The following is a 22,538-nucleotide window of genomic DNA, read 5'->3' as shown; positions in this document are numbered from 1 at the left end:
TGCCCTGATCCCGGCTTGGCCCAGCAGGAGTGCCCATGCTGATTGCCGCCCTGCTGTCTTGGTTTCTGACCGGCCTGTTTATTCACCAGAGCAAAAAGCGCGGCTGGGGCCAGCCGGTGCGTGCCGACGGTCCCCAGTCTCACCTGGCCAAGGAAGGCACCCCCACCGCCGGCGGCGTGGCCTTCACACTGGTCACGCTGCTGGTGTGGCTGGTACTGTTTGCAACCGGTCACGGCGGCGGCATGCGCGAAGTGCTGCTGGTGCTGATTGCCCTGGGAATGGGGCTGGTCGGGGGGCTGGACGACTGGTTCAAAATTCAGTCACGGATGAAAGGCAGCGGCAAAAAGGAGCTGCTGGCCCGTGAGAAATTCCCGATGCAGATTCTGTTTGCGCTGATTTTTGCCTACTTCGCGGCGCCCTATGCCAGCCATGAACTGGTGCCTTCGCTGGGCCCGGTGGCCGATGTGCTGCTTTACACCTTCGTGATGGTAGGCGCCGTCAACGCCTTTAACTTCACCGATGGGCTGGACGGACTGCTGGCCGGAGTCGCCATTATCGTGCTGCTGCCGTTTATTGCGCTCTCGCCGGTCAGCGCTCTCTTGGTCGCGGCGCTGCTGGGCTTCCTGTGGTTCAATGCTCACCCTGCCAAGGTCTTTATGGGGGACATGGGCTCGCACGTGATCGGGGCCGTTGCAGCGGGTGTCTATATTCTCTACGGCGACGTGTGGCTGCTGCCCATTGCCGCCATTATCCCGGTGGTGGCGGTGCTGAGCGTGGTGATTCAGGTTATATCGTTCCGCACCCGTGGTGTCCGTGTCTTCAAGATGTCACCCATTCAGCACCACTTCGAGCTGAGCGGCTGGCCCGAAACCCAGGTCACGCAGCGCTTCTGGGTGATTACTGGCATCGCCACCGCGCTGGTGTGGTACCTGCTGGGCGGGCGCCCTTAGCCGTCCGTACCACCTGACGTGTGGGCGAGCAGCAGAGGCTTCCGGGTCTCTGCTGCTCGTTTCATCGCTGGCAGCGCTTATGCTGGAACACGTGAATCTGGACGCTTTGCCTGCCCGCCTCGCTGCCGCTGCCGCCCGCCGCAGCCCCCTGGCCGAGCAGGGCAACACCTTCTACCGCCTGCTGCACACCACCGAGATGGCCGACCTGTGCAGCCTGGACCAGGCCGGTACTGCGGGCGTATTGAGCCTCTACCGTGAGCTGGACCCCGCGCAGGAGGCCGAGCTGCTGGCCGCCCTGCAAGAGCCGTTGCAGGCGCTGGGACTGGATTCGCTCTACCTCAAGCGTCGCCCCGAGGTTGCCAGTCACCGGGCCAACACCGAACGGGACTGGCTGGCGCCGGCAGCCCCAGTCTGGGGACCGCCTCAGCCAGAGGTGACGGTGCTGGAACAGGGCCGCCCCTTTCTGATTCGCCCTGGCGGCGACCTCAGCACCGGCCTGTTCGCGGACGCCCGTCCCATGCGCGACTGGGTGCAGGAACAGGCGGCGGGCCGGCGGGTGCTCAATACCTTTGCCTATACCTGTGGCTTTGGCGTCAGCGCGGCGTTGGGCGGGGCGCACGGCGTCAAGAATGTGGACCTCTCGCGCCGGGTGCTGGCCTGGGGGCAGGAAAACTATGCCCTGAGCGGCCTCCCAGCTCCGGACATCGACTTTCTGTACGGCGACGTCTTCGACTGGCTGCGGCGCTTGCAACGGCGCAGTGACCGCTTCGATCTGCTGATTCTGGACCCCCCCAGCTTTGCGCGGCGGGGCCGGCAGACCTGGCGAGCCGAGAAAGATTACCCGGCGCTGGTGCAGGCGGCGGCCAGGCTGCTGGCCCCAGGCGGTCAGCTGCTGGCGATGACCAATCACGCCGGCCTGAGCGAGCGAACCTTCGGGCGGCAGGTGGCGCAGGGCCTGAATGAAGCTGGGCGCCGCGCCGGCCCGCCGCTCAGGCTGGCACCGGGCCTGGACTTTCCGGCGGCGACCCACCTGAAAGCCGGCGTCTGGCAGCTGGACTGACCCTGCGCCGGACGGCCCTGGCTGCCTGTCAGGGAGGCGTTACTAAGAGGGTAGTGGCAAGGAGGGCTGTGCTACCTTGTGGGCACCGGAAATTCGGGTATTTTAGACCCCGTCCAATGACCTGCCCGCCCTCTTACGGCGGCTTCCGTCCTGTTCCCGGCTGCCGGGGCGCTGGCCCGGCCCCCAGGACCCTTCCTTTCCTCCAGCACAGGAGTCTTCATGATTGATTTTTCCCTGACCGATGAGCAAAAACAGCTGCAGCAGCTGGCCCGTGACTTTACCCGCAAGGAAATTATTCCGGTGGCCGAGGAATACGACCGCCGCGAGGAAATGCCCTGGGACGTGATCCGCAAGGCGCACGAGGTGGGCCTGCTGAACGTGGGCGTGCCCGAGCATGCCGGCGGCCTGGGCCTGAGCATGGTCGATGAGTGCATCGTGGGCGAGGAACTGGCCTACGGCTGCATGGGCATCTTCACCATCATGATGGCTTCTGAGCTGGGCATGACCCCCATTCTGGTGGGCGGCACCGAGGAACAGCAGAAGCGCTTCCTGGGCCCCCTGGTGGAAAAGCCGGCCCTGGCCGCTTTCGCGCTGTCGGAACCCAACAACGGCTCCGACGCGGCCGGTATGCACACCACTGCCGTGCTGGACGGCGACGAATGGGTCATCAACGGCACCAAGATGTGGATTTCCAACGGCGGTGAGGCCGAAGTGACCGTGGTGTTTGCCACCACCGAACGCGGCGGCGGCCACCGCGCCACTGTGGCCCTGGTGGTGCCCAAGGGTGCCCCCGGCTTTACCTACAACAAGATCAAGCACAAGATGGGCCAGCGCGCCTCGCTGACCAGCGAACTGGTCTTCGAAAACGTGCGCGTGCCCAAGGAAAACCAGCTGGGCGGCCTGGGTGACGGCTTCAAGATTGCCATGAAGACGCTGGACAAGACCCGCGTGCCTGTGGCGGCCGGCAGCGTGGGCGTGGCCCGTCGTGCGCTGGACGAATCGGTCAAGTACTCCAAGGAGCGCGAAGCCTTCGGCACTCCCATCTCCAACTTCCAAGCGCTGCAGTTCAAGATGGCCGATATGGCGATTGGTATCGAAACCGGCCGCCTGATGTACCTCAAGGCCGCCTGGCTGGTTGACCAGGGCAACACCCACGGTTACGAATCGGCCATCGCCAAGGCCTACTGCTCGGATATGGCTTTCAACGCGGCCAATGAAGCGATTCAGATTCACGGTGGTTATGGCTACGTGGGCGAATACCCGGTCGAAAAGCTGCTGCGTGACGTCAAGCTCAACCAGATTTACGAAGGCACCAACGAAATTCAGCGCGTGGTGATCAGCCGCGCCCTGCTGAAGGACTGAGCCAGAACCGGGGACACTGCCAAGCGGCCTATTCCAGGCGGCTGGCCGTTTCCCTGCCCGACGGATTGCGTGGAGGCCGGGGCTGTGACAAAATGCACGCCAGTTTGCCCGCCCCTGCCTGTGCCGCTCAGCATGATCTCTCCAGGCCGCGCCGTGACTGTTTTTGCCCGACGTGGCTTGGCTCTTTTCTGACTGACCGGGCGGCCTCTGCCCCCATTTCACTGTGCCATTCGCCCATCAACAGGCAGACCTGAACTCTGCCGCGAAGGAGGACTGCGTGACCAACCCGAACCCCAATCCCAACTCGACCAAGCAGATCCGGCTGACCCGCGAAGGCTACGAGCGCCTGGAAAAAGCCCTGGCCCAGGAGCAGGAGCGCCTGACCGAAGCCACCCGCATCTTGCAGGAACAGATGGAAAACACCACCGACGCGGAAGACACCGGCCTGGAAGATGCCAAACGCGAAAAACGCCAGGTGGAAGCCCGCATCGAGGAGCTGGAAGATACCCTGGCGCGCGCCACCGTGATTGAGGGCGGCGCCGAGGACGGCGCGGTGAGCCTGGGCGCCACCGTGGTGCTGACCAACGAAACCGCCAAAAAGGAAATGACCGTGAAAGTGGTCAGCACCGCCGAAGCCAGTGTGCGCGGCAACGACAAGGTGCCCCGCATCAGCGACGACAGCCCGGTCGGCCGCGAGCTGATGGGCCGGCGCGAAGGCGAATCCTTCGTGGTGAACCTTGAAGGCGGCAAGCAGGTCAAGTACAAGGTCAAGACGGTCAGCTCCTGAGCTAATCCTGACGCTCAGAGCCTCTGATAAAAGAAGGCGGAATGCTTTCCCCAGGCCCGGCAAGGGCCCGAAGTGGGACCGGCGTTCCGCCTTCTCGCCGGCTGCATCCTTTAGACTTCTAGCCATGTCAGATGAAGGCCAGCACCCCACCGATACCAGCGCTCCCGATTACAGCCAGCTGCACGAGCAGACGGTCAGCCGCCTGAACAACCTCGCTGCTCAGGTGGACGCCGGGTTCGAAGCCCACCCGTATTCCTACGACCAGACCCACCACACCCGCGACGTAATGCGCGATCACCCGGCCGACGGCAGCGGCGAGACGGCCGGCAAATGGGCGCCGGGGCAGGAATGGCCCGCCGAGCAGTATTCGCTGGCGGGCCGCATCACCCTGATGCGCCACATGGGCAAAGCCGCTTTTGCCGAGCTGCAAGACGAGTGGGGCCAGATCCAGGTGTTCTTTTCCAAGGGAGACCTCGACACTTTCGCGGCCACCAAGAAAATTGACCTGGGCGACATCGTCGGTGTGAAGGGCTATCCCTTTACCACCAAGACCGGCCAGCTGACCCTGCACGTGACCGAGTGGCAGCCGCTGGTCAAGAGCCTGCACCCACTGCCCACCAAGAAAGGCGGGCTGCAAGACGAGGAGCTGCGCGCCCGCCGCCGTTACCTGGACCTGATCGTGAACCCGGAGCGCCGCTCGGCTTTCCGGACCCGCTCGCAGGCCATTCGTTATATCCGCAGTTTCCTGGACAGCCAGGGGTTCATGGAAGTGGAAGGTCCCACCCTGCAGGTGGTGCCCGGCGGCACCGAGGCCACGCCCTTTACCACTCACCACAAGGCGCTGGGCTACGACTTCAGCCTGCGGATCAGCCTGGAGCTGTACCTCAAGCGGCTGCTGGTGGGCGGTTTCGAGCGGGTGTACGAGATTGGCCGCAACTACCGCAACGAGGGCATCGACCGCACCCACAACCCCGAATTCACCATGCTGGAAGCCTATTTCGCCTACGGCGACTACAACGACATGATGAACCTGGTCGAGCAGATGCTCAACGGGTTGGTGAAGGAGGTGACCGGCGGCCAGGAAACCATCCGCTACCAGGGCCGCGAGCTGGATTTCAGCCTGCCGTTCAGGCGGCTGGACTTTGTGGAGGCGCTGAAGGGAAAGGCCGGGCTGGATTTTGACCCCCTGGACCTGGACCGGCTGCGGGCCTGGACCGACGAACGCCACCCCGAAATGCGTAGCGTGCCCAGCTACAAGCTGCTGGACAAGCTCAGCGGCGAGTACATTGAGCCGGACCTGCAGGACCCCACCTTCCTGACCAACATGCCGCTGGTAATCAGCCCGCTGGTCAAAAAGCACCGCGAGCGCGAGGGCCTCAGCGAGCGGGCCGACCTGTTTGTGGGCGGCTTTGAGCTGGCCCCGATCTATTCCGAGCTGAACGACGCCTTGGATCAGCGCCAGCGCTTTGAAGCCCAGACGGCCCGCCGCGAGGCCGGCGACGACGAAGCCCATCAGCAGGACGAGGACTTCCTGCTGGCGCTAGAATACGGCATGCCGCCCACCGCCGGCATGGGCATGGGCATGGACCGCCTCGCCATGCTGCTGACCGACAGCGACTCTATCCGCGACGTGCTGCTGTTCCCGCTGCTGCGCCCCGAAGCCGGCAAGGCAGCTGCGGCAGATGCGGACGCCCCAGCCCCAGTCGATAAGGCTGCTGAACAGGGCGGGCAGAGCGAAGAAAACGCGGGCACTGCTGGCTGAGCGGCCAGCTACACACCGTGCTCACAGGTGGCTCCCGGCCGGGGGCTGCCTTTTTTATTGATCTTTCTGGACTTCTTCGGCCGGCTCCTGATGGTTCTGGACCTGAAAGACTGGCGGCTCTGGCCCTGGGGGAGCTGTAACTGTCCAGAGAACGGACGCCGGCGCCGGCCGGCTGCGGTATGCTCTGAGGCAACCCACAATTCAGCTTTTCCGGTGCCGGCAGCGGGGATATTCTGTTCTGTTCATTTTCTTTGCTGCCGTCCCGGCCACAAGGAGATGACATGACCACACTTGACCGTCAGCCTGATTCTGCCGCGACTGCCCTGTAACCCGCGCACGGCCGCCTGCGCTTCGTTACGGCCGCCAGCCTGTTCGATGGGCACGACGCCAGCATCAATATCATGCGGCGCATCCTGCAGGCCCAGGGCGCCGAGGTGATTCACCTGGCCCACAACCGCAGCGTAGACGAGGTGGTCACGGCCGCCATTCAGGAGGATGCCCACGGCATTGCTGTCAGCAGTTATCAGGGCGGGCATGTGGAGTATTTCCGCTATATGCGCCAGCTGCTCGAAGAGCGCGGCGCCGGGCACATTCAGGTGTTTGGCGGGGGCGGCGGCGTGATCGTGCCGGCTGAAATCCGCGAGCTGCAAGACGCCGGCGTGATCATTTACTCGCCGGAGGACGGCCAGCGGCTGGGGCTGGTGGGCATGATCGAGGACGTGATGCGCCGCGCCGCTGCTGCCGAGCATCCGCAGGCGCCGGGCCTGGACATGCTGGCGCAGGGCGGCAACGCCGAGCTGGCCCGCTTTATCTCGGCGCTGGAAAATGGCACCCTGCCTGCGGAGGAGCGTGAACGGCTGCGCGAGCAGGCCGCTGGGATTCAGACGCCGGTGCTGGGCATCACCGGGACCGGCGGTGCCGGCAAATCCAGCCTGACCGACGAGCTGATCTCGCGCATTCGTCTGGATCAGGCTGATGCCAAGCGGGTGGCGATCATCTCCATTGACCCTTCGCGCCGCAAGTCGGGCGGGGCGCTGCTGGGTGACCGCATCCGCATGAATGCCATCGACACGCCGCAGGTGTATATGCGCTCGCTGGCGACCCGCGAGGCCGGCAGCGAGATCAGCGGAGCGCTGCCGGATGTGATCGCGGCCTGCCGGGTGGCCGGCTTTGACCTGATCGTGGTGGAAACGTCCGGCATCGGGCAGGGCGACGCGGCCATCACGCCACATGTGGACCTCAGCCTGTATGTGATGACGCCGGAATTCGGGGCGGCCAGCCAGCTGGAAAAAATCGACATGCTGGACTTTGCCGACCTGGTCGCCATCAATAAGTTTGACCGCCGGGGCGCTCAGGACGCCCAGCGCGACGTGGGCAAGCAGCTGCAGCGCAACCGTGAAGCCTGGGACCGGATGCCCGCCGACATGCCGGTGTACGGCACCCAGGCCAGCCTCTTTAACGACGATGGCGTCACCGCGCTGTATTTCGGCGTGAAGGACGCTCTGGCCGAGCGTGGCTACACCTGGCCGGAGGGCCGGCTGACCCGCCCTGACGGCAAAGCCAGCACCCGCACCCACGAGATCGTGCCGGCCAGCCGCGCCCGCTACGCTACCTGGCCGAGATTGCCGAAACGGTGCGCAGCTACCACGCCGAGACCGCAGCCCAGGCGCAGGTGGCGCGCGAGGTGCAGGACCTGCGGCACGCCCAGGACCTGAGCGGCGCTGACTTGGGTGCCCAGATTGCCGAGCGCGAGGAGCGGCTGACGCCCGAGAGCCGGAGCCTGCTGGACGCCTGGCCGCAGACCCAGGAGGATTATGCCGGCGACGAGATGGTGACCCAGGTGCGTGGGCGCGAGTTGCGCACCGAGCTGACCACCATAAGCCTCAGCGGGCTGCACATTCCCAAGGTGGCCCTGCCACGCCTGTCGGACCACGGCGACCTGCTGCGCTTTCTGCGCTCGGAAAACCTGCCGGGCCGCTTTCCCTTCACGGCCGGCGTGTTTCCCTTCAAGCGTGAGGGCGAAGATCCCACCCGGATGTTTGCCGGCGAGGGCGACGCCGCCCGCACCAACCGCCGCTTCCGCCTGATTTCCGAAGGGATGCCGGCCAAGCGCCTGAGTACCGCTTTCGACTCGGTCACGCTCTACGGACAGGACCCTGACCCCCGCCCCGATATTTACGGCAAGGTGGGCACCAGTGGCGTCAGCATCGCCACGCTGGACGATATGCGGGTGCTGTTCGACGGGTTCGACCTCAGCGACCCCTCCACCTCGGTGTCCATGACCATCAACGGCCCGGCGCCCACCATCCTGGCGATGTACCTGAATGTGGCGATTGAGAAGGACCTGGAAAAATTCCGGGAGCGCGAAGGCCGTGACCCTGCCCCGGAGGAGCGCGCTGCGCTGCACGCCGAGACGCTGCGGCAGGTGCGCGGCACCGTGCAGGCCGACATTCTCAAGGAAGACCAGGGGCAGAACACCTGTATCTTCAGCACCGAATTCAGCCTCAAGGTGATGGGCGATATTCAGGAATACTTCGTGCAGAACGAGGTCCGAAACTTCTACTCGGTGAGTATCAGCGGCTATCACATCGCGGAAGCCGGGGCCAACCCGATCACCCAGCTGGCCTTTACGCTTGCCAACGGCTTTACCTACGTGGAAAGTTACCTGGCGCGCGGTATGCAGATTGACGATTTCGCGCCTAATCTGAGCTTCTTTTTCTCCAACGGCATGGACCCGGAATATTCGGTGATGGGCCGGGTGGCGCGGCGCATCTGGGCCGTTGCCATGCGCGAGAAATACGGCGCCGCCGAGCGCAGCCAGAAGCTGAAGTACCATGTGCAGACTTCAGGCCGCTCGCTGCACGCGCAGGAGATGGATTTCAATGACATCCGCACCACCCTGCAGGCCCTGATCGCCATCTACGACAACACCAACAGCCTGCACACCAACGCTTACGACGAGGCGATCACCACCCCCAGCGCCGAGAGCGTGCGCCGGGCGCTGGCGATTCAGCTGATCATCAACCGCGAGTGGGGCGCTGCCAAGAACCAGAACCCTAACCAGGGCAGCTTCTTCTTCGAGCGGCTGACCGACATGGTGGAAGAAGCGGTGCTAGCCGAGTTCGAGCGCCTTTCCGAGCGCGGCGGCGTGCTGGGCGCCATGGAAACCGGCTACCAGCGCGGGCGGATTCAGGAAGAGTCCATGCTGTACGAGCACCAGAAGCATGACGGTACCCTGCCGATCATCGGGGTGAACACATTCCTGAACCCGAATCCCCAGGCGGCTCCTGAACTGGAACTGGCCCGCGGCACCGAGGAAGAAAAGCAGGCAGCGCTGCAGCGGCTTCGCAGCTTCCAGGCCGAACACGCCGCCGAAGCCCCCGCCATGCTGGAACGGCTGCGCCAGGCTGTGCTGGACGGTGACAACGTCTTCGAGGTGCTGATGGACGCGGTGCAGGTCTGCTCGCTGGGGCAGATCACAGGAGCGCTGTTCGAGGTGGGCGGGCAGTACCGCCGCAATATGTAAATGCCAGGCTGCTGGGAGCAGACCGGGGAAACGTTTGGTCTTTCCCGGACAGGCCGGAGAAAATGCTCTAGGCTAGAAGCCGCATGTTGAGAAAGCCCGCCCTGATCTTCACTGCCCTGCTGACGCTGGTGGCCTGCAAACCTGCTCCCGAGACGCAGACCGCGTCCGAGCCGGCGGTGCAGGCCCTTCCCATTCCCGCCGCCCCCGGAGCGGCTCCGGCCGATCCGCAGCCAGCCGAAGAGGCCGTCAAGGCGGCTCTGGTGGCCGAGCCGGAAGTGGCCCCGCCCCCAAAACCCAAGACGCAGGAGGTGGCGGGCGACCTGACCTGCTCGGGCGTGCTGGCCCGGCAGGCGGTGGAGGGCAAACTGGTGGTACCCACCGGCGCCAACTGCCGGCTGTTTGAAAGCCAGGTAAACCGGGGCGTGGAGTTGCAGCGCGGCTCGGCGCTGACCCTGGCGGACACCCAGGTGGGCGGCAATCTGCAGGGCAGCGAAGTTTATAACCTGGAAATTGAGGGCGGCCGGATCAAAGGCAATGTCGAGCTCTCACAGGGCCAGACGGCCAGCCTGACAGGTGCCCGGATAGACGGTGACCTAGACGTTTCCGGTCAGCAAGGCAGCGTGGTGATCAAGGGCACCCAGGTGGGCGGTGACCTGCTTTGCCAGGACAATGCCAGCGTGCAGGGCGGGGACAATCAGGTCACCGGTCAGCGCAGCGGCCAGTGCGCCGGCCTGTAAGCCAGGCTGCCAGCGCGCCCCCGGCAGCGGCCGGGTACAGATACAGAGAAAGAGAAAGAACCCCGGCCGAGCTGACCGGGGTTCCTGTGTGGAAAGTAGAGGAAAAGGAGGGGGGCTTAGGCCTGGGGCTTGAGCAGGTAGCCTTCGGTCACCCGGCGGTAGTCCTGCACCTGTTGCTGCTGCCAGGCTTCGTCGTAGCCGAGTTCTTCGGCCAGGAGCTCAGCCACGCGGGGTGCGGCTTCCATGCTGGCGCGGGCGTCCAGCAGCTGTGCGCGCAGGCGGCGGGCCAGCACGTCTTCCACGGTGCGGGCGCTTTCCATGCGGGCGGCCCAGCGCACTTCAGCTTCGGTGTAGGGAAGAGCCGGGTTCAGCGGTTTGTCGGAGCCGGGCAGCTGCTGGATACGGTGAGCATCGGTGCCGTACACCTTCCAGTGGTCCGGCTGGTCTTCGTCACTCCAGCCGTGCAGGTGCAGCGCCTGGGTGGTGCTGACCCGGTTGGGTAGCCCGGCGACCTTCTCGGACTTGTTCACGGTGTCTTCGCCCATGCGGCGGTAGGTGGTCCACTTGCCGCCGGTCAGGGTGACCAGGCCGCCGTCCGAGATCACCACGATGTGGTCACGGCTGATGGCCTTGGTATCGCTCTCGTCGGCCGGCTTGACCAGCGGGCGCAGGCCCACATACACACTGCGGACATCGTCACGGGTGGGCGCTTCGTCCATGTAACGGCCAGCGGTCCGCAGAATGAAGTCCACTTCCCCGGGCAGCGGGCGCGGCTCGAAGGAAGCTTCGGGCACAGCGGTGTCGGTGGTACCGATCACCACGTGGTCGTGCCAGGGCACGGCGAACAGCACACGGCCGTCGTCGGTGCGGGGAATCATGATGGCGCTGTTGCCGGGCAGGAACTTCTTGTCCACCACCACGTGCACGCCCTGGCTGGGCGACAGCATCGACTTGATGGCGGGGTCTTCCATCTTGCGGATGTCGTCCACCCACACGCCGGTGGCGTTGACCACGACCTTGCCGCGTGCCGAGTAGGCACTGCCGGTTTCCTCGTCGCGGAACTGCACGCCGCGCACTCGGCTGCCGTCCTTGATTAGGCCAGTCACGCGGGCGTGGTTCAGGGCCACACCGCCAAAGTCTTCCAGGGTCCGCAGCAGCGTGATGGCCATGCGGGCGTCGTCGAACTGACCGTCGAAGTACAGGATGCCGCCAGTCAGGCCGTCTTTCTTCAGGGTGGGAATCCGCTTCAGGGTCGCCTGCTTGTCCAAGTAGCGCGAGCTGCCCAGGCTCAGTCGGCCGGCCAGCAGGTCGTACATCTTCAGGCCGATGCCGTAAAAGGGAGCCGACCACCAGGTGTAGCAGGGCACCACGAATTCCAGGTCGCGCACCAGGTGCGGGGCGTTCTTGCGCAGCAGCCCGCGTTCGTGCAGGGCCTCGCGCACCAGGCTGACGTTGCCCTGGGCCAGGTAGCGCACGCCGCCGTGCACCAGCTTGGTGGAGCGGCTGGAGGTACCCTTGGCGTAGTCGTTGCCTTCCAGCAACAGCACCGAGTAGCCACGGGTGGCCGCTTCAACAGCGGTGCCCAGGCCGGAGGCGCCGCCGCCGATCACGATAAAGTCCCACTCCTTGTCCTGAGTGGCGGCCTGCAGCTGCGCGGTGCGGGGGTCAGAGTTCGGTTGAGTCATGGCAGAACATCCTTTCGAGATGAGGGGGTCTCTAGATTATGAACATATGTTCGCATACGCTGAACATAATTTCAAAAGGTGAAGCTTAATCAACTGTAGCCCGTTTGGGCGCAGGGGAGAACAGGCAAAGGGGCAGAAGAACCGCCGCTCAGCGGTGCCCTTCTGCCCCTCCGAGCGGCCTTGAACAGGTTTAGGATTCGGCCTGAATCCAGTTGCGGCTGCGCTCCACGGCGCGGCGCCACTCGGCCATGCGGCTTTCGCGCTCGTCGGCCGACATCTGCGGCTCAAAGGTCTTGTCCACCTTCCAGCCCTGCTCGATGGCGTCGGTGCTGTCCCAGTAGCCTACTGCCAGACCAGCCAGGTAAGCGGCGCCCAGCGTGGTGGTTTCGGTGATCTCGGGGCGTACCACCGGCACGCCCAGCAGGTCGGCCTGGAACTGCATCATCAGGTTGTTGCGGCTGGCGCCACCGTCCACACGCAGTTCCTTGAGTTCCAGTCCCGAGTCGCTCTGCATGGCCTGCAGCAGTTCGGCCGACTGGAACGCCACCGCTTCCAGCGCGGCGCGGGCGATGTGGGCCGCGGTGGTGCCACGGGTCAGGCCGGCCAGGGTGCCGCGGGCGTAGGGGTCCCAGTAGGGGGCGCCCAGGCCAGTAAAGGCCGGCACCAGATAAGCGCCGCCAGTGTCGGGCACGCGGGCCGCCAGTTTCTCCACTTCCTCGCTGGAGCGGATGATGCCCAGGCCGTCGCGCAGCCACTGCACCACGGCGCCGCCGATAAAGACGCTGCCTTCCAGAGCGTAGGTGCGCTGGCCGTCCAGCTGCCAGCCCACGGTGGTCAGCAGCTGATTGCGGCTGGGCACCGCCTCATGTTCGGTATTCATCAGCATAAAGCAGCCGGTGCCGTAGGTGTTCTTGGCCATGCCGCGTTCCAAGCAGGCCTGGCCGAAGGTGGCGGCCTGCTGGTCACCGGCAATGCCGGCAATCGGAATCCGGCTGCCGAACAGCCCGGCGGCGGTTTCGCCGTACACTTCGCTGGAGTTGCGGACTTCGGGCAGCATCGAGCGCGGCACGTTCAGCAGCGCCAACAGCTCATCGTCCCACTCGCCGGTGTGGATGTTGTACAGCAGGGTCCGGCTGGCGTTGGAAGCGTCGGTGATGTGCAGCTGGCCGCCGGTCAGGTTGTAGATCAGCCAGGAATCCACCGTGCCGAAAGCCAGGTCGCCGGCCTCGGCCGCCTCACGGGCGCCGGGCACGTTGTCCAGAATCCACTTGACCTTGGTGCCGCTGAAATAGGCGTCCAGCAACAGGCCGGTCTTTTCGCTGATCATCTGGTCCTGGCACTCGGCCTTGAGGCGGTCACACAGTTCGGCGGTGCGGCGGTCCTGCCACACGATGGCGTTGTGGATCGGCTGGCCGGTGTTGCGGTCCCAGACCACCGTGGTTTCACGCTGGTTGGTGATGCCGATGGCGGCGATGTTGCTGGCGCGCAGGCCGGCGCGGGTAATGGCTTCCTGAGCCACGCCGCTTTGGGTGCTCCAGATTTCCTCGGCGTTGTGTTCCACCCAGCCGGACTGGGGAAAGTGCTGCTCGAACTCGCGCTGCGCCACGGCCTTGATGTGGCCCAGGCGGTCGAAGACGATAGCGCGGCTGGACGTGGTGCCCTGATCGAGCGCCAGGATGTATTTGTTGTGGTTGGTCATGGGAAATGCCTTTCAGAAACCTTTTTAAAGAGAAAGCTGAGGGACGGCAAGGGAAGTGCAGAAAAAGCGCATTCCGGGCCGCAGCATACCGGAGCGGGGTCTCCCGGTGGCCACGGCCCGTTCAGTATGAGCGCCTTACTGGGGCCCAGCGTTGGGGCTGGGGTCGGCGCCCTGCTGCGGGCGGGTGTCGGCCATGTTGGCGGCGGCCAGCGGCCGGCCGATGCCCCAGTCGTAGATAAAGGCACCCAGCACGCTGCCGACCAGCGGGCCCAGGATGGGAATGGTCCACACGGTCAGGTCCTCAAAGCCGTTGTTCTTGAAGCCGGCCACCGCCGCGAACAGGCGCGGGCCCAGGTCGCGGGCGGGGTTGATGGCGTAGCCGTTCATGGCGCCGAAGCTCATGCCGATCGCCATGATCACCATCGCCACCGCCAGCGGGCCCCAGACACCGCCATCTTTGTTGTTCAGCTTGTCGCCGATGGCCAGAATCAGGCCCATCAGCAGGGCGGTGCCCACCACCTGATCCACAAAGCCGGGCCAGAAGCCGGGGTGCGCCGGGAAAGTGGCGAACACGCCAGTGGTGTGATCAAAAGCCGGGTCGGCCACCACCCACTGCGAGTGGTAGACGGCGAACACGATGGCGGCGCCCACAAAGGCGCCTAGCAGCTGCGCTGCCGTGTAGGGCAGCACCTTGGACCAGGGGAAACGGCCGGTGGCGGCCATGCCCACGCTGACAGCCGGGTTGAGGTGCGCGCCGCTGATGGTGCCAGAAATAAAAATACCCATCAGCACTGCAAAGCCCCAGCCGAACGTAATGTTGGTATAGCCGCCGTTCACAACTTGTCCGGGCATATCGGGGTTGGCGAACAGAACCACCATCGCCACCACACCGACCCCGAACAGGATCAGCACCATGGTGCCTAGGAATTCGGCAATACACTCCTGCATCAGAGTAAATTTCATACTTCTCCTTCAGGGGTCCAGGGACATGGTCCGGCAGGGCCCAGGCTGATTTCTTGGTGCCTGTATCGTGAAGGAGGCCTGAACAATTGTCAAGCTTTTGTGAGCAGATGTTCAAGATATCTTGGGCAAATGTCCCCTGGGAATCCGGTGCCTGGGGCCTTTTTCTGGCCTGGGCACGCTGGAGAAGTTAGGAGGCGAACTGGGTCGCCTGGCCGGCCACGATGTACCAGGTTAGGAACAGCCCAGCCAGCACCGCGCCGGTGTAGCTGCGGCCAGTCAGCCGGGCAAAATGGGTCAGGAAAAGCGAGACGAGCACCAGAATCGGCAGGAACTGAATGGCCACAATCACGTTTAGTGGTTCCGAGGGCGTGAACAGCAGTCCGGTGGTAAAAAGGCTGCCGTACTGCAGCGCCAAGAACAGCGCGAAGCCGCCGGCCAGCAGCAGCGCGTTGGTCAGGTAAGAGGGCTGGGTGCCCCGGCGCATCTGCCGCTGAAGGACCAGCGCGGTGACCCAAGTGTAGGCCAGGAACGGCGGCAGGTAAGCCAGGAACATGCCGAACTGGGCTTGGTTCATCAGCTTGAGCCCCACGAACCAGAAACGGAAATCCGACTTGAAGAAGAAATCGGTCAGCAGCAGCGCCAGGTAACCGCTGCCCAGCGCGCCCAGTGCCAGCAGTGCCGAGCGCCACAGCTGGCTGCCCAGGTTGAGCGGTGAGCGGCTGATGGGCGTAGCTGCCGTGGCTACCGGATTGGTGTTGGCTGCTCCCGTCCCTGCCGCGTTCAGAGCTGCGGCCCTGCCTCCTGCGGGAGCAACTTCAGCTGCTGGCTGGCGGCGCTGCCAGATCAGGTAGAGCACCAGTGAAATCAGGGTGTTCAGCAGCGCCCAGACCATGATCTGGTTGGTGATGCTCTGCGGCCACAGCGCATTTGCCGGCAAAGCTGTAGCGGCCCAGCGGAAAAAAGGGAAAAACGTCAGAACCGGCAGCAGCACCGTGATGGCGGCCGAGACCCACCAGCCGGCGTTGTTGGCGCGGGCTGGGGCCAGTGGGGCCTGGGCCAAAGGCGCGAAGTAGCGCGAGCGCATCAGCAGGCTGCCGCTGCCCATCACCAGCAACACGAAGCCGGCCCATCCCAGGGTGGTGCCCAATTCCTTCCAGGGCCAGATCTGGTTGGCGGCGGGCAGCGGCTGAGCGCCTGTCAGCGTCTGATCAAACCAGCTGATGGCGTGCCCGATGGCCTCACGCGAGAGGTGATCGCCGGGGTGGGTGGTTGCCGGGTTGTACAGTACCCGCGCGGTACCGTCAGCCACGTTGCCGTACACTTGCCCCGGCTGAATGGCAGCATCAGTGCCGAAGACTTTCTGCAGCTTTTTGCTCTGCGCGATGTCGCTGCCTTTTTTCACCTCCCACATCAGCGGGGCGAACTCGTCATAGCGGCTGAAGACCAGCGCCAGGTTGTGGGGGTACTCGGTGGTGCCTTCGGGCGCCCGCTTGGAGCCGGTGGACGACCCTTCCAGCACCATGGCCTTATACCCGTCCGGAATGGCAGCGGCGGCGCTCAGGATGGTCCAACCGCCCATCGAGTGCCCTTCCAGGCCGATGTTGTCCGGGTCCACGAAATCCAGGTTACGCAGGTAGTTCAGTCCGGCTGGGCCGCCGTAACCGTTGATGAAGGCAGGAGCTTGGCTGTAGCCGTGCCCTGCCTAATCCAGATTCAGCACCACATAGCCACGCCGGGCAAATTCCAGCGCGAAATCTCCCTGCGACTCGCGGGAATTGATGTAACCGTGTACTGCCAGAATGCCGGGGGCCGGGTGGTCCTTGCTGACGCCCCTGGGGATGTACAGATGGGCGCTCATCAGCTGGCCGTCTGTACCGGTAAAACGCAGGTCCTGAATCTCAACCTGTCCCCAGCCTGTCTGAATGCCGTAGGCGAGAGCGCCCCCAGCCAGAATCAGGCCAGCGCCCAGTGCAGTCATTTTCTTTCCGTTGGTCATAAAAGCCTCCGGGCGGCCCAGCGCGTGTCAGACAACCTGGCAAGGCTGCCTCCCGGCGCCAGGCGACGCCGTTTTTGTGATCTTGTCGCTGAGGTGCGCTGTGACAGACGCTGAAGCAGAGTTCCAGCCGGCGGCCACCTAAATCTGCATAGGCCCGCGCCGGCGGTACCCCAAAAGCGGTGCTGAATTGCAGTCTGAGAAACAGAATTATGATGAGCAGTCGGGTGGACACTTGTCAAGGCAGGCTGAACATTTGCTCGGTCTGGTCCCCGCTGGACCGGGGCAGAGGCTATGCTGAAATCCCATGACCTCCGTTTCACAGACTGCCCTGGCCGTGCAGGTGGCCCGGCTGTACTACCATCAGGGCCTGACTACCGGCGAAATTGCCGCCGAGCTGGGCCTCTCGCGGCCCAAAGTCAGCCGGCTGCTCTCGTTTGCCCGCGAGAGTGGCCTGGTGGAAATCAGGATTCACGACCCCGCCGCGCAGCCGCACTCGCTGGCCGGGCAATTGCAGGAGCGTTTTCCGGGTGTGCAGTTGCAGGTGGTCGGCGTGCCGCCGGGTAGCCCGGAAGAGGACTGGCTACCGCGAGTGGCGCAGGCCACGGCGGCGCTGCTCGACAGCCTACTGCGCAGCGGTATGACGGTGGGACTGGCCTGGGGCAACACCCTGGACGCCGTGTCGCACGCGCTGACGCCCCGGCGCCTGGGCAGCCTGGACTTTGTGCAGCTGAACGGCAGCGCCAACATTCAGGAGCTGGTCAGCGGCTTCGTGACCGATACCGTGACCCGCTTTGCCCGCAACTACGGCGGGCGGGCGCACCTGTTTCCGGTGCCCACCTTTTTCGACGACCCCCGCACCAAGCAGATGATGTGGCAGGAGCGCTCGGTGCGGCAGGTGCTGGACCTGCAGGCTCAGGCAGATGTGCTGCTCTACTCGGTGGGCAGCTCGGCGGCGGGGCGGCCCAGTCATGTCTATACCGCCGGTGCGCTGGATGAAGCCGCTCAGGCTGAGCTGGGCCGGCTGGGGGTGGCTGGCGACATCGCCACCGTGTTTTTCCGCGACGACGGCTCCTGGGAAGACCTGCCCATCAATGCGCGGGCCAGCGGACCAGACCTGGAATTTATTGCCTCACACCCGCAGTCGGTGTGCGTGGTTAGCGGCCTGGGCAAGGTGCCGGCCCTGCACGCGGCCCTGCGCGGCGGGCTGATGAAACGCCTGATTGTGGATGAACCCACTGCGCTGGCTCTGCTGCAACGCGTGACAGCGCCGGAAGCCTGAGTGGCCCAGGTGCGGGGAGAATTCTATTTCTGTGTCTCTCCCCGTTCCTTGCCCTGACCTAGAGCTGCTTGGGCATGTCCCGCCCGCTGGCGGCCTCGGCGGCCACAGTCGCCAGGTCGGCGCCCCCGGCAGCACTCACGGCGGCCAGCACCGCGCCTTCCACGATGGGGGCCTGCGCCACCTGCACCCGCGCCCGCTGGTCTTCGTCCAGCAGCTCCAGCGCCAGGGCGGTGTTCATGGCGGCGCTGCCCAGGTCCAGCAGCACCAGGGCCGCGTCGCCGGGGTCGCTCAGTGCGTCTTCCAGGGCAGCCTGAATGCGCGGGGCGCTGGTGCCCAGGCCGCCTTCCTCGGTGCCGCCGGCGGCAATCAGGCGCACGCCCCCGCCGCCCATCTGCCCGGCCAGGTCGCACACGCCCGAGGCGATCTGGTCACTGTGCGACACGATTACCAGATGCACTGTCATCCGTCACCCGCCACTTCGGCCAGGGCGCGGAACAGAAGCGCGCTGCTGGCGGCGCCGGGGTCAATGTGCCCGCGCGAGCGCTCGCCCAGGTAACTGGCGCGGCCCTTGTGGGCCACCAGCTCGGCGGTGGCGTCGCGGCCCTGCGCGGCGGCGCTGGCAGCGGCTTTCAGGTCGCCGCCGGCCAGGGCTTCCAGCGCCGGTTGCCAGGCGTCCAGCATGGTCTTGTCGCCGGGAGCCGCGCCGCCGCGCTGCACCAGCCCGTCGTAGCCGGCCTGTAGCGCGGCCCGCAGGTCCTCGGCGCTCCACTCGGCGGCCTGCGGGTTCACACCCGCCGCCCGCAGAAAAGCGGTGCCGTACAGCGGCCCGCTGGCCCCGCCCACCTTGGAAATAAAGCTCATGGCGGCAGCCTTGAAGGCGGAGGCCGGGGTTTCGGCGCCGGCGGTGGCGCCGGCGGCCGCCTGGGCGCCGCGCTGCATGCCGCTGCCATGATCGGCGTCCCCGATGGCAGCGTCCAGGGCGGTCAGCTCGGCGGCGTGTTCGTCGATCAGGTCGCGGAAGCGGGCAAAGAAAGCCTGGGCCTGGGCGGCAGTCAGTCCGTTGGTTGTGTCACTGCTCATTTCACACCCCCCAGCGCAGCGCGGCGGTGTTCACCGGTGCGTCCCACAGCCGCAGCAGTTCGTCGTCGGCGCGCAGCACGGTCAGGCTCAGGCCCTGCATTTCCAGGCTGGTCACGAAGTTGCCCACCAGATGCCGCGCCACTTTCAGGCCGCGTTCTTCCAGCAGCTGCACGGCGCGGCGGTGCGCGATGTACAGCTCCAACTGCGGCGTGCCGCCCATGCCGTTGGTCAGCAAAATGACCTGCTCGCCCGCAGCCGCTCCCAGGTCGCTCAGGATGGGGTCCAGCAGCGCCGCGACCAGTTCGTCGGCCGGGCGCATCGGCAGGCGCTCGCGGCCCGGTTCGCCGTGAATTCCGATTCCCAGCTCGAATTCGCCGTCTTCCAGGCTGAAGTTGGGCTGGCCAGCCGCCGGCACCGTCGCGCCGCTCAGCGCTAGACCCATGCTGCGGGTGCCGGCAATCACCCGCTCGGCCACCGCCTTGACCTCGGCCAGCGACTGCCCTTCTTCGGCGGCGGCGCCGGCAATTTTTTCCAGCAGCACGGTGCCGGCCACGCCCCGGCGCCCGGCGGTCCAGGTGCTGTCCTGCACGGCCACGTCGTCGTCAATGGTCACGCTGTCTGCTTTCAGGCCTTCCGCCTGGGCCAGTTCGGCGGCCAGCTCGAAATTCATCACGTCGCCGGTGTAGTTCTTGACGATAAACAGCACGCCGGCCTCGCTGCCTACCTCTTTTGCGGCGGCCAGCATCTGGTCGGGCACCGGGCTGGTAAAGACTTCGCCGGGGCAGGCGGCGGCCAGCATGCCCTGGCCCACGAACCCGGAGTGCAGCGGCTCGTGTCCGCTGCCCCCGCCGGAAATCAGCGCCACGCCGGCCGGCTTTTCACGCCGGGCCACGAACAGCGGCTCGGGGTGCAGGGTGACCAGGTCGGGGTGGGCCAGCGCGAAGCCCTCGCAGGCTTCCCGGACCACGTTCTGGGGGTCGTTGATGATTTTTTTCATGGCGTTCTCCTGAAAGGGGGCTTGTGGTTCCGTGTCTGGGCCGGGTTGTCCGCACCGGGCCAAGTAAAGAAAAAGTGCCGGAAGGTGTACCGGACCGTGTGGAACGGGGGAGGGCGGACAGGGCAGGCCAGAGAACCGGTTGGTGTGAAACAGTCTTATCTTACCCCCGGCGTTATCCTGCCCCTCATGACCGCGCCCCACCCGTCTGCCCCGGCCGAGCCGCCCGCCGAAGCCCACCGCCTGCTGCGTGACCTGTGGGGTTACGATTCCTTTCGCTGGCGTCAGGGCGAGATCGTGGCGCAGGTGGCCGGCGGCGGCGACGCCCTGGTGCTGATGCCCACCGGCGGCGGCAAGAGCCTGTGCTACCAGCTGCCTTCGCTGCTGCGCCCCGGCGTGGGCGTGGTGGTCAGTCCCCTGATTGCGCTGATGCAGGACCAGGTAGACGCCCTGCGGCAGCTGGGTATCCGGGCGGCGTTTCTGAATTCCAGCCTGAGCCTGGACAGCGTGCGCGAGGTGGAAGCGGCGCTGCGGGCCGGCGAGCTGGACCTGCTGTATGTGGCCCCCGAGCGCCTGCTGATGGAGGGGACCTTGCGGCTGCTGGAAAGCGTGCCGCTGGCCCTGTTCGCCATTGACGAGGCGCACTGCGTCAGCCAGTGGGGCCACGACTTCCGGCCCGAGTATCAGGGGCTGGGGGTGTTGGCAGAGCGCTTTCCGAACACGCCGCGTATCGCCCTGACCGCCACCGCCGACGACCGCACCCGCGCCGATATCGTGGCGGTGCTGGGGCTGGAGGGAGCGCCGCAGTTCACCGCGTCGTTCGACCGGCCCAACATCCAGTACCGGGTGGCCGGGAAGGACAACGCCAAGCGGCAGCTGCTGGACTTTATCCGCAGTGAACATGTCGGCGACGCGGGCATCGTGTACTGTTTGTCGCGCCGGTCGGTGGAGGAGACGGCCGCCTTCCTGTCCGAGAACGGCATAGAGGCGCTGCCCTACCACGCCGGGCTCTCTCACGCCCAGCGGCAGCAGGCCCAGGAACGGTTTCTGCGCGAAGACGGCCTGGTGGTGGTCGCCACCGTGGCGTTCGGCATGGGCATCGACAAGCCGGACGTGCGCTTCGTGGCGCACCTGGACCTGCCCAAGAGCCTGGAAGGTTACTACCAGGAAACCGGCCGGGCGGGCCGTGACGGCGAGCCCAGCACCGCCTGGATGGTGTACGGCCTGGGCGACGTGGTCAACCTGCGCCGGATGCTGGCTGGCAGCACGGCGCCCGAGTGGGTGCAGCGCATCGAGAGCGCCAAGCTGGACGCCCTGCTGGGCTACTGCGAGACGGCCGGCTGCCGGCGTGAGAACCTGCTGGCCTATTTCGGGCAGGAGTACCAGGGCCCCTGCGGCAACTGTGACAACTGCCTCAACCCCCCGCAGGTCCGCGAGATGACCCGCGAGGCGCAGATGGCCCTGAGCGCCGCTGTGCGCACCGGCAACCGCTACGGCGCCGCTCACCTGACCGACGTGCTGCTGGGCCGCGACACCGACAAGGTGCGGCAGGCCGGGCACCAGGCGCTGCCTACCTTCGGCGTGGGCGCGGAGCACGACGAGCGCACCTGGCGCGGGGTGCTGCGCCAGATGGTCAGCCTGGGCTACCTGGAAGCCGGCGAACACTACGGCCTAAGCGCCACCGCCAGAAGCCGCGAACTGCTGCGCGGCGGGGCCCAGTTCCTGCTGCGCGAGGAGGTGCTGCGGCCTACCAGCAACCGCCGCAAGTCGTCCAAATCTGCCGCTGCTCCGGCGGACCTGCCGGCCGCTGCCCAGCCAGCCTTCGAGGCCCTGCGCGAGTGGCGCGCCCAAGAAGCCAAGGCACAGGGCATGCCCGCCTACATCATCTTCGACAACAAGACGCTGGCGGCTATTGCAGCGCTGCGGCCTTCTTCGCTGGCGACCCTGGGCACCGTTAGCGGAGTGGGCGCCAAGAAGCTGGAGCAGTACGGGCAGGCGGTGCTGGACGTGCTGGGCGGCCTGGACTGAACCGCTGGGCGGCAAGAGCAGGAAAAAAGGGAAAGCGGCTGCACCGGCCCCTTCCCTTCAACTTTACTTTGCCGGAGCAGGCGCTCCCGCCTTTACCAGATGCGGATAGACAGGGTATACGGCACCTGACGGCCGCTGCGCGCCGCGTTGCGGGTTTGCAGCAGTCGCAGTTCGTAGCGGCCATCGAACGGCAAAATATAGTCGCCGCTGCGGTTGAGTGCCGGGGAGTAAGCTTCCATGTTCACGGCGTCGCGCAGGCTCTTATGGAACAGCACCGGCGTCAGCGGTTGCTGACCCACACCAACTTTTAGGTGCTGGCCCCGGTGGGCATAAAACACGTAGCTGTCGTAGTTGTAACCCCGGACCGTGCCACCGTAGCTGGCGCCGTAGGTTCCCGGCGCAAAGTGAATCTCGCGCTGCACACCGGCCGCGTTCGCCGCGCCGGGGAGCACGGCCAGGGCCAGGGTCAGGGCCAACTTGACGTGCTTGCTTACAGGCTTGTTCATGAGACACCTCCGTGAATTCAGTAGAGAGAGACAGGCAATATCAGGCGGCTGAGTGCTGCCCGGCTGCATGGTAGGACCATATGGTGACGCAAATCTGAAACCAGGATGGGAAGGCGCCGCTCAC

General features: G+C 65.6%; 19 protein-coding genes. 10 read left to right on the top strand and 9 right to left on the bottom strand.

Annotated features, from left to right (window positions below):
- The first annotated feature begins 35 nt into the window (after positions 1–35).
- The 8 genes from OCI36_RS04960 (at position 36) to OCI36_RS04925 (ending at position 10,184) form a co-directional block, all read left to right on the top strand.
- Complete coding sequence (locus tag OCI36_RS04960) at positions 36–950, top strand: phospho-N-acetylmuramoyl-pentapeptide-transferase (RefSeq protein ID WP_261663969.1); 915 nt, start codon at positions 36–38, stop codon at positions 948–950.
- A 91-nt stretch (positions 951–1,041) separates the two neighbouring features.
- The gene (locus OCI36_RS04955) at positions 1,042–2,010 is read left to right on the top strand and encodes a class I SAM-dependent rRNA methyltransferase (RefSeq protein WP_409996716.1); all 969 of its coding nucleotides are present in this window, start codon (positions 1,042–1,044) and stop codon (positions 2,008–2,010) included.
- Positions 2,011–2,229: 219 nt separating this feature from the next.
- Entirely contained in the window at positions 2,230–3,372 is a 1,143-nt protein-coding gene (locus OCI36_RS04950) for an acyl-CoA dehydrogenase family protein (protein WP_261663967.1), read from the top strand.
- A 277-nt stretch (positions 3,373–3,649) separates the two neighbouring features.
- Positions 3,650–4,159, top strand: a complete 510-nt coding sequence (locus OCI36_RS04945; RefSeq protein WP_261663966.1) for a GreA/GreB family elongation factor — start codon at positions 3,650–3,652, stop codon at positions 4,157–4,159.
- Between the two features lie 124 nt (positions 4,160–4,283).
- On the top strand, positions 4,284–5,921 hold the full coding sequence (gene lysS / locus OCI36_RS04940) for a lysine--tRNA ligase (protein ID WP_261663965.1): 1,638 nt from the start codon (positions 4,284–4,286) through the stop codon (positions 5,919–5,921).
- A gap of 401 nt (positions 5,922–6,322) precedes the next feature.
- Entirely contained in the window at positions 6,323–7,636 is a 1,314-nt protein-coding gene (locus OCI36_RS04935) for a cobalamin-dependent protein (protein ID WP_261663964.1), read from the top strand.
- Positions 7,555–9,447: a methylmalonyl-CoA mutase family protein gene (locus OCI36_RS04930; protein ID WP_261663963.1), complete on the top strand. Its 1,893-nt coding sequence runs from the start codon at positions 7,555–7,557 to the stop codon at positions 9,445–9,447. Before OCI36_RS04935 ends, OCI36_RS04930 begins: the two co-directional genes overlap by 82 nt.
- Before the next feature lie 83 nt (positions 9,448–9,530).
- Positions 9,531–10,184 (top strand): hypothetical protein, encoded by a 654-nt coding sequence (locus tag OCI36_RS04925; protein ID WP_261663962.1) that lies wholly within the window; start codon positions 9,531–9,533, stop codon positions 10,182–10,184.
- 116 nt (positions 10,185–10,300) lie between these two features.
- Here OCI36_RS04925 and OCI36_RS04920 read toward each other — a convergent pair whose 3' ends face one another.
- From OCI36_RS04920 to OCI36_RS04900, 5 genes are all read right to left on the bottom strand, one after another.
- Positions 10,301–11,869, bottom strand: coding sequence for a glycerol-3-phosphate dehydrogenase/oxidase (locus OCI36_RS04920; RefSeq protein ID WP_261663961.1), 1,569 nt, complete (start codon positions 11,867–11,869; stop codon positions 10,301–10,303).
- Positions 11,870–12,059: 190 nt separating this feature from the next.
- The gene (glpK, locus tag OCI36_RS04915; protein WP_261663960.1) at positions 12,060–13,568 is read right to left on the bottom strand and encodes a glycerol kinase GlpK; all 1,509 of its coding nucleotides are present in this window, start codon (positions 13,566–13,568) and stop codon (positions 12,060–12,062) included.
- A 135-nt stretch (positions 13,569–13,703) separates the two neighbouring features.
- Entirely contained in the window at positions 13,704–14,531 is an 828-nt protein-coding gene (locus OCI36_RS04910) for an MIP/aquaporin family protein (protein WP_261663959.1), read from the bottom strand.
- Positions 14,532–14,718: 187 nt separating this feature from the next.
- Complete coding sequence (locus OCI36_RS04905; RefSeq protein WP_261664380.1) at positions 14,719–16,173, bottom strand: alpha/beta hydrolase family protein; 1,455 nt, start codon at positions 16,171–16,173, stop codon at positions 14,719–14,721.
- 60 nt (positions 16,174–16,233) lie between these two features.
- Positions 16,234–16,527, bottom strand: coding sequence for an acetylxylan esterase (locus tag OCI36_RS04900; RefSeq protein ID WP_261663958.1), 294 nt, complete (start codon positions 16,525–16,527; stop codon positions 16,234–16,236).
- Between the two features lie 304 nt (positions 16,528–16,831).
- Between OCI36_RS04900 and OCI36_RS04895 the strand changes: the two genes are divergently transcribed.
- Positions 16,832–17,806, top strand: coding sequence for a sugar-binding transcriptional regulator (locus OCI36_RS04895; RefSeq protein WP_261663957.1), 975 nt, complete (start codon positions 16,832–16,834; stop codon positions 17,804–17,806).
- A 58-nt stretch (positions 17,807–17,864) separates the two neighbouring features.
- On the opposite strand, the gene dhaM is transcribed toward OCI36_RS04895, so the two are convergent.
- From dhaM to dhaK, 3 genes are read right to left on the bottom strand one after another with little or no spacing between them, the layout of a single operon-like run.
- Entirely contained in the window at positions 17,865–18,269 is a 405-nt protein-coding gene (gene dhaM, locus OCI36_RS04890; protein ID WP_261663956.1) for a dihydroxyacetone kinase phosphoryl donor subunit DhaM, read from the bottom strand.
- Complete coding sequence (dhaL, locus tag OCI36_RS04885; RefSeq protein ID WP_261663955.1) at positions 18,266–18,886, bottom strand: dihydroxyacetone kinase subunit DhaL; 621 nt, start codon at positions 18,884–18,886, stop codon at positions 18,266–18,268. The genes dhaM and dhaL overlap by 4 nt, the downstream gene beginning before the upstream one ends.
- A 1-nt stretch (position 18,887) precedes the next feature.
- The gene (gene dhaK, locus OCI36_RS04880; RefSeq protein ID WP_261663954.1) at positions 18,888–19,883 is read right to left on the bottom strand and encodes a dihydroxyacetone kinase subunit DhaK; all 996 of its coding nucleotides are present in this window, start codon (positions 19,881–19,883) and stop codon (positions 18,888–18,890) included.
- A 186-nt stretch (positions 19,884–20,069) separates the two neighbouring features.
- Here dhaK and recQ point away from each other — a divergent pair, with 186 nt between their 5' ends.
- A complete protein-coding gene (gene recQ, locus OCI36_RS04875; protein WP_315941245.1) occupies positions 20,070–21,908 on the top strand; it encodes a DNA helicase RecQ in 1,839 nt (612 codons plus the stop codon).
- A gap of 92 nt (positions 21,909–22,000) precedes the next feature.
- Here recQ and OCI36_RS04870 read toward each other — a convergent pair whose 3' ends face one another.
- On the bottom strand, positions 22,001–22,414 hold the full coding sequence (locus tag OCI36_RS04870) for a hypothetical protein (protein ID WP_261663953.1): 414 nt from the start codon (positions 22,412–22,414) through the stop codon (positions 22,001–22,003).
- Positions 22,415–22,538 lie beyond the last annotated feature (124 nt).

It is taken from the genome of Deinococcus sp. Marseille-Q6407, assembly GCF_946848805.1.
GTDB lineage: Bacteria > Deinococcota > Deinococci > Deinococcales > Deinococcaceae > Deinococcus.
The sequence above is the reverse complement of the archived record's forward strand: the minus strand, read 5'-3'. Positions and strand labels throughout refer to the sequence as shown.